Consider the following 6835-nt stretch of genomic DNA (forward strand, 5'->3'; position numbering starts at 1 on the left):
CATGTTTACCGGCATCATCACTGGCGTGGGGCGCATCGCCGCCCTCCACGACCTGGGCAGCTCTTTGGACCACGGCAAGCGACTCACCCTTGAGGCGCCGCCGGGATATCTCGACGACGTAGGCCTGGGCGACAGCATCGCGCTCAACGGCGCCTGCATGACCGTCACCTCGCTGGACCTGCCCCAGCACCGCTTCACCATCGACATCTCGGCCGAATCGCTGACCCGCACCACGGGCCTGGCACAGACCGGCCAGCGCATCAACCTGGAAAAGGCGCTGCGCGCGCACGACCGACTGGGCGGCCACATCGTGTCCGGCCATGTTGACGGTGTGGGCCGTGTCACGCGCTTTGCCCAGGTTGGCGAGAGCTGGGAGCTGCGCGTGATGGCTCCCTCCGAGCTCGGCAAGTACCTGGCCTACAAGGGTTCGATCACCGTCAACGGCGTCAGCCTCACGGTGAACGAGGTGCACGACAGCGCCGCCGGCTGCGAGTTCAGCATCAACCTCATTCCCCACACGGTGGAAAACACCGCACTGGGCGCGCTCGCCGATGGCAGCGCGGTCAACCTCGAAATCGACACGGTCGCGCGTTATGTGGAGCGCATGCTCAGCAGCGCGGGCCGTACCCTCCCCAAGGAATCTGCATGAACGCCCCAGAAAAACTGGCCCCGGTGGCCATCTCCCCGGTCGAAGACATCGTGGCCGACATGCGCGCCGGCCGCATCGTGATCCTGGTCGACGAAGAAGACCGTGAAAACGAGGGCGACCTGGTGCTGGCCGCCGACCACGTCACCCCCGAAGCCATCAACTTCATGGCGCGTTTCGGCCGCGGCCTGATCTGCCTCACGCTCACGCGCGAGCGCTGCGAGCGCCTGCGCCTGCCGCCCATGGTGCCGCGCAACGGCACCAAGATGAGCACCGCGTTCACCGTCTCGATCGAAGCCGCCGAAGGCGTGACCACCGGCATCTCGGCCGCCGACCGCGCCCGCACGGTGCAAGTGGCGGTGGCGCCCAATGCGCAGGCCGGTGACCTGGTGCAACCCGGCCACATCTTCCCCTTGCAAGCCGTTGAAGGTGGCGTGCTCATGCGCGCCGGCCACACCGAAGCCGGTTGTGACCTCGCCGCCATGGCCGGCTGCAGCCCCGCCGCCGTGATCTGCGAGATCATGAAGGACGACGGCACCATGGCCCGCCTGCCCGACCTGCAGGTGTTCGCCGCCGAACACGGTTTGAAGATCGGCACCATCGCCGACCTGATCGAGCACCGCAGCCGCACCGAATGCCTGGTGAAAAAGCTCGGCACCCGCACCCTGAACACCGCCTTCGGCGAATTCCAGGCCACCGCCTTCAGCGATCAGCCCAGCGGAGCCCTGCACCTGGCCCTGGTGAAAGGCCAGTGGAAGCCCGAGGACAGCGTGGCCGTGCGCGTGCACGAGCCGCTGTCCGTGCTGGATGCGCTCGAAGTCGGCCGCTCCATGCACTCCTGGAGCCTGGAGGCCAGCCTGCGCCACATCTCGCAGGCTGGTGCCGGCGTGGCCGTGCTGCTCAACTGCGGCGAAAGCGCGGCCCAGTTGCTGGCCCAGTTCGAAGGCACGGCACGCTCGGCCCAGGCGCCCGAACGCGGCCGCATGGACCTGCGCACCTACGGCGTGGGCGCACAGATCCTGCGCGACGTCGGCGTGCAGCGCATGCAGCTCATGGGCAACCCGCGCCGCATGCCGAGCATGACCGGCTACGGCCTCGAGATCACCGGTTACCTCAGTCGCAACGCCTGAGCCAGCCCTACCCCACTCCCATCCCCTCAAGAAAACGGACCCACCCCATGTTCGGCGCAGACAAAGGCACCCCCAGCGTGCTCGACGGCAAAAAACTCAGCATCGGCATCGTGCAGGCGCGCTTCAACGAAGGCATCACCGATGCCCTGTTCAAGGCCTGCATGGCCGAGCTGCAGGCCCTGGGCGTGCAGGACAAGAACATCGCGCACGTGAAGGTGCCCGGTGCCCTGGAAGTGCCGGTGGCCCTGCAGGCCATGGCCGAGCGCGACGACTTCGACGCGCTGATCGCCCTGGGCTGCATCATCCGCGGCGAAACCTACCACTTCGAGCTGGTGGCCAACGAGTCGGGCGCGGGCGTCACGCGCCTGTCGCTGGACTACCAGATCCCGATTGCGAACGCCATCATCACCACCGAAAACCTGGAGCAGGCCGTGGCCCGCCAGGACGAAAAAGGGCGCGACGCCGCCCGCGTTGCCGTCGAAATGGCCAACCTGCTGCAAGAGATCGGCTGAACTGAACATGGCATCCACAGACACCACCACCCCGGCTGGCGCCAAAAGCGGCAGCACCGGACGCAAGGCCGCCGACAAGTCGGCCCGCACCCGCGCGCGCGAATTCGCGCTGCAGGCGATCTACCAGCACCTGGTGGGCCGCAACGCCCCTATCGACATCGACACCTTCACGCGCGACCTGGCCGGTTTCCACAAGGCCGACAGCGCCCACTTCGACGCCCTGCTGCACGGCTGCATCGCCGAAGCCGCGGCGCTCGACGCGCTGATCACGCCCCGCCTGGACCGCCCGATGGCCGAGCTCTCGCCCATCGAGCACGGCGTGCTCTGGATCGGCGCCTACGAATTCCAGCACTGCCTCGACGTGCCCTGGCGCGTGGTGCTCAACGAGTGCATCGAACTCGCCAAGTCTTTCGGTGGCACCGATGGCCACAAGTACGTGAACGGCGTGCTGCACCAGCTCGCCGCCCAGCTGCGCCCGGCCGAGGTGGCCGCGTCACCGGCCCAGCGCACGCGCAAGCCGGCCCCATGAGGATCGCCCAGCGCGCCCAGCGCGTCGAGCCGTTCTACGTGATGGAGCTGGCCAAGGCCGCCTCCGCCATGGCCGCGGCGGCCGGCCCCGACGACCGGCCCATGATCTACCTCAACATCGGCGAGCCCGATTTCACCGCGCCACCGCTGGTGCGCTCGGCCGCCAAACGCGCCATTCAGGACGGCCTGAGCCAGTACACCCCGGCCACCGGCCTGCCCGCCCTGCGCGAAGCCATCAGCGGCTGGTACGCCAGCCGTTTCGGCCTGCAGATCGCACCCGAGCGCATCGTGGTCACCGCAGGCGCTTCGGCCGCGCTGCAGCTCGCCTGCCTGGCGCTGATCGATGCCGGCGACGAGGTGCTCATGCCCGACCCGAGCTACCCCTGCAACCGCCAGTTCGTGCAGGCCGCCGAAGGCCGCGCGGTGCTGATCCCGTCCGGCCCGGAGCAACGCTTCCAGCTCAGCGCCGCCCAGGTGGAAGCGGCCTGGGGCCCGGCCACGCGCGGCGTGCTGCTGGCGTCGCCCTCCAACCCCACCGGCACCAGCATTGCGCGCGACGAACTCGAGCGCATCACCCGCCTGGTGCGCAGCCGCGGCGGCATCACCCTGGTGGACGAGATCTACCTCGGCCTGAGCTACGAAGAAGCCTACGGCCACAGCGCCCTGGGTCTGCCAGACGGCCTGGGTGACGAGGTCATCAGCATCAACAGCTTCTCCAAGTACTTCAACATGACCGGCTGGCGTCTGGGCTGGCTGGTGCTGCCGCCCGCGCTGGTGCCGGCGGTAGAGCGGCTGGCGCAAAACCTGTTCATCTGCGCGAGCACGATTGCGCAGCACGCCGCCCTCGCCTGCTTCGCGCCCGACAGCCTGGCCGAGTACGAGCGCCGCCGCAGCGAGTTCAAGGCGCGGCGCGACTTCTTCATTCCCGCGCTCAACCGCCTCGGCCTCAACGTGCCGGTGCAACCCGACGGCGCCTTCTACGCCTGGGCCGACGTCAGCAACCTGTGCGAACGCTGGGGCATTCCACCCCAGACCAGCCGGCCCGACCAGGGCGGCAGCTGGTCGCTGGCGTTTGAACTGATGCAGCGCTGCCAGCTCGCCACCACGCCGGGGCGCGACTTCGGCCTGGCCGACCCCGGCCGATACCTGCGTTTCTCCACCGCCAACTCAATGGCCCAATTGCAAGAGGCCGTGGCCCGGCTGGAGCAGGCGCTGTGAGCGAGAGCCTGCAAACCGCCTTCAACTGGCCGGTGCGCGTGTACTGGGAAGACACCGATGCCGGTGGCATCGTCTTCTACGCCAACTACCTCAAGTTCTTCGAGCGCGCGCGCACCGAATGGCTGCGTGCCCTGGGCATCGAGCAGCAACGCCTGCGCGACGAGGTCGGCGGCATGTTCGTCGTCACCGCCACCCAGCTGCACTACCAGCGCCCGGCGCGCCTGGATGATTTGCTTCTGGTTACAGCGCGTGTGCTGGAAGCGGGCCGGGCGTCCCTGACAATCGAGCAGAGCGCGCTCCTGCAGACCGGGCAGCCAGACCAAGCTCCCGCCCTGCTGTGCAGTGGCACCATCCGCATCGGCTGGGTGGATGCCGCCAGCCTGCGACCGCAGCGCATTCCACCCGCCATCCTGACCGCGCTCACGCTGCCCGGCTGAGCCTGCGGGCTGGCCCTTCGAAACTTTTTCCCGTCCAGAGGCCTCCGAACCGCCATGACCCATGATCTCTCCATCGTTCAATTGATGCTCAACGCGAGCTGGGTGGTCCAGGCCGTGGTGGTGCTGCTGCTCGTGGTCTCGGTGATCAGCTGGGCCGCCATCTTCCGCAAGGTGTTTGCCCTGAAGCGCGTGCGTGCCCTCAACGAAGAATTCGAGCGCGAGTTCTGGTCCGGCACCAACCTCAACGACCTCTACGCCGCCGCCGCCCAGAGCGCCAAACACGGCGGCCCGATGGAACGCATCTTCGCCAGCGGCATGCGCGAGTACCAGAAGCTGCGCGAGCGCCGCATCAGCGACAGCGGCGCCCTGCTCGACGGCGCACGCCGCGCCATGCGCGCGAGCTTCCAGCGCGAGTTCGACGTCCTGGAAACCAACCTCTCGTTCCTCGGCTCGGTCGGTTCGGTCTCGCCTTATGTGGGCCTGTTCGGCACCGTCTGGGGCATCATGCACGCCTTCACCGGCCTGGCCGCGCTGGCCCAGGTGACGCTCGCCACGGTGGCGCCCGGCATTGCCGAGGCGCTGGTAGCCACCGCCATCGGCCTGTTTGCAGCCATCCCGGCGGTGGTGTTCTACAACCGCTTCTCGCACGACATCGACCGCGTGGCCAATGCCATGGAGACCTTCATGGAAGAGTTCTCCAACATCCTGCAGCGCAACCTCGGTGTGCAGACGCAGACCGCATCGGGACACTGAACATGCCCGCCGTCTCCTCACGCGGCCGCGGCCGCCGCACCATCAACGAGATCAACATGGTGCCCTTCATCGACGTGATGCTGGTGCTGCTGATCATCTTCATGGTCACCGCGCCCCTCATCACGCCGAGCCAGATCGCGCTGCCCAGCGTCGGCCAGGCCGGCCGCCAACCCGACCGCTTCGTTGCCGTGGTGATCGACAAGGACGAGCAGCTCTCGCTGCGCGAAGGCTCGTCCAGCGCCGAGCCGCAACCGGTCGCCATGGGCCAGCTGGTGGCGCGCGTGCAGCAGTTGCAGGCCAGCCGCGGCAGCCAGCCCGAAGGCGGCGTGCCGGTGGTCATCAGCGCCGACAAGAACGTGAAGTACGAGGCCGTTGTTCGTGTGATGGACACCTTGCAGCGCAACGGCATTGCGCGCGTCGGCCTGTCCGTGCAAACCTCACGCTGACACGCTGCCTCTCCTCTCACCATGCAGTCCACCGCCGACCACCTCGACCTCGCCCCACCGCGCAACGGGCGCTGGCTCGGGCCCCTGGGCCTGGCCTTGTTCGCGCACGGCCTGCTGGTGATCGCGCTCACCATGGGCGTGCAGTGGAAGAGCGACGGTGAACCGGTGACCGTGGAAGCCGAACTCTGGTCGCGCCTGCCGCAGCAGGCCGCGCCACGTGCCGTGCAGCCCCCGCCTCCACCACCGGCGCCTGCCCCCACACCGGCCCCGGCACCCGCACCGAAGCCGGCCCCAGCGCCCACGCCCGCACCGCCCCCACCCGGGCCGACGCAGGCCGAGATCGCCACCGCCCAGGCCAAGAAGAAGGCCGAGGCGGAAAAGAAGGAACGCGAGGAAGAAGCCAAAAAACTCGCAGCCACCAAGGCCGCCGAAAAGGCCGCAGCCGAGAAGAAGGCCGCAGCAGAAAAAGCCGCCGCCGATAAAGCGCGCCAGCAGAAGCTGGCGGAGGAAAAGCGCGAGCAGCAGCGCAAGGACGCGGCCGAAGAAAAACGGCTGGCGCAGATCCGCGAAGACCAGATGAAACGCATGATGGGCCAGGCCGGCGCCAGCGGCGGCCCGCAGAGCACCGGCACGGCCCAGCAGTCCAGTGGACCGACGCCAGGCTATGCCGGCAAGGTGGCCGCGCGCATCAAACCCAATGTGGTGTTCACCGACGTGGCCCCGGGCAACCCACGTGCCGAGGTGGAAGTGCGCACCTCGCCCGATGGCACGATCATCTCACGCCGCCTGGTCAAGAGCAGCGGCAACCCCGATTGGGACGAAGCCGTGCTGCGCGCCATCGACCGCACCGCCACCCTGCCGAAAGACACCAACGGCACCATCCCTTCGCCGCTGGTGATCGGCCTGCGGCCGCTGGATTAGGTCTCGATCACCCCCATGCGCCGCTGACGCGGCTTCCCCCCTCCCTCTCTGGCGCGCCTGCGGCGCTTGGAAGGGGGACGATTGCCTGCGGCCCGGCCAAGCCGGTTCCACGGCATCTCTGGGCTTCGGCACGCGCTCCGGGTAAGGACACAAGACACGCGCCGCATCGCGTGCCTTTGTGCAGGGACAGCAAGGGACGGCTCTGCCGGCCCAAGCTGTCGTCCCCCCTCCCAGCGCCACAGGC

Annotated in this window: 9 protein-coding genes; all 9 read left to right on the forward strand. The window is 68.4% G+C overall.

The window, feature by feature from the left end; genetic code table 11:
• Position 1: 1 nt before the first annotated feature.
• Genes HPA01S_RS17905 through tolA form a run of 9 tightly spaced genes read left to right on the forward strand, consistent with a single transcriptional unit; the run spans position 2 to position 6591 of the window.
• Complete coding sequence (locus HPA01S_RS17905; RefSeq protein ID WP_066272135.1) at positions 2–649, forward strand: riboflavin synthase; 648 nt, start codon at positions 2–4, stop codon at positions 647–649.
• Positions 646–1776 (forward strand): bifunctional 3,4-dihydroxy-2-butanone-4-phosphate synthase/GTP cyclohydrolase II, encoded by a 1131-nt coding sequence (gene ribBA / locus HPA01S_RS17910; RefSeq protein ID WP_066272136.1) that lies wholly within the window; start codon positions 646–648, stop codon positions 1774–1776. Before HPA01S_RS17905 ends, ribBA begins: the two co-directional genes overlap by 4 nt.
• 47 nt (positions 1777–1823) lie before the next feature.
• Positions 1824–2288, forward strand: a complete 465-nt coding sequence (ribH, locus tag HPA01S_RS17915) for a 6,7-dimethyl-8-ribityllumazine synthase (RefSeq protein WP_066272137.1) — start codon at positions 1824–1826, stop codon at positions 2286–2288.
• Positions 2289–2295: 7 nt separating this feature from the next.
• Positions 2296–2817 (forward strand): transcription antitermination factor NusB, encoded by a 522-nt coding sequence (gene nusB / locus HPA01S_RS17920; protein WP_066272138.1) that lies wholly within the window; start codon positions 2296–2298, stop codon positions 2815–2817.
• Positions 2814–4034, forward strand: coding sequence for a pyridoxal phosphate-dependent aminotransferase (locus tag HPA01S_RS17925; protein WP_066272139.1), 1221 nt, complete (start codon positions 2814–2816; stop codon positions 4032–4034). Before nusB ends, HPA01S_RS17925 begins: the two co-directional genes overlap by 4 nt.
• Complete coding sequence (ybgC, locus tag HPA01S_RS17930) at positions 4031–4471, forward strand: tol-pal system-associated acyl-CoA thioesterase (RefSeq protein ID WP_174525306.1); 441 nt, start codon at positions 4031–4033, stop codon at positions 4469–4471. The genes HPA01S_RS17925 and ybgC overlap by 4 nt, the downstream gene beginning before the upstream one ends.
• Before the next feature lie 54 nt (positions 4472–4525).
• A complete protein-coding gene (gene tolQ, locus HPA01S_RS17935; protein ID WP_066272140.1) occupies positions 4526–5224 on the forward strand; it encodes a protein TolQ in 699 nt (232 codons plus the stop codon).
• Positions 5225–5226: 2 nt separating this feature from the next.
• On the forward strand, positions 5227–5670 hold the full coding sequence (locus HPA01S_RS17940; RefSeq protein WP_066272141.1) for a biopolymer transporter ExbD: 444 nt from the start codon (positions 5227–5229) through the stop codon (positions 5668–5670).
• Positions 5671–5691: 21 nt separating this feature from the next.
• The gene (tolA, locus tag HPA01S_RS17945) at positions 5692–6591 is read left to right on the forward strand and encodes a cell envelope integrity protein TolA (protein WP_066272142.1); all 900 of its coding nucleotides are present in this window, start codon (positions 5692–5694) and stop codon (positions 6589–6591) included.
• Positions 6592–6835 lie beyond the last annotated feature (244 nt).

The organism is Hydrogenophaga palleronii NBRC 102513 (assembly GCF_001571225.1).
In the GTDB taxonomy this organism is placed as follows: Bacteria; Pseudomonadota; Gammaproteobacteria; order Burkholderiales; family Burkholderiaceae_C; genus Hydrogenophaga; species Hydrogenophaga palleronii.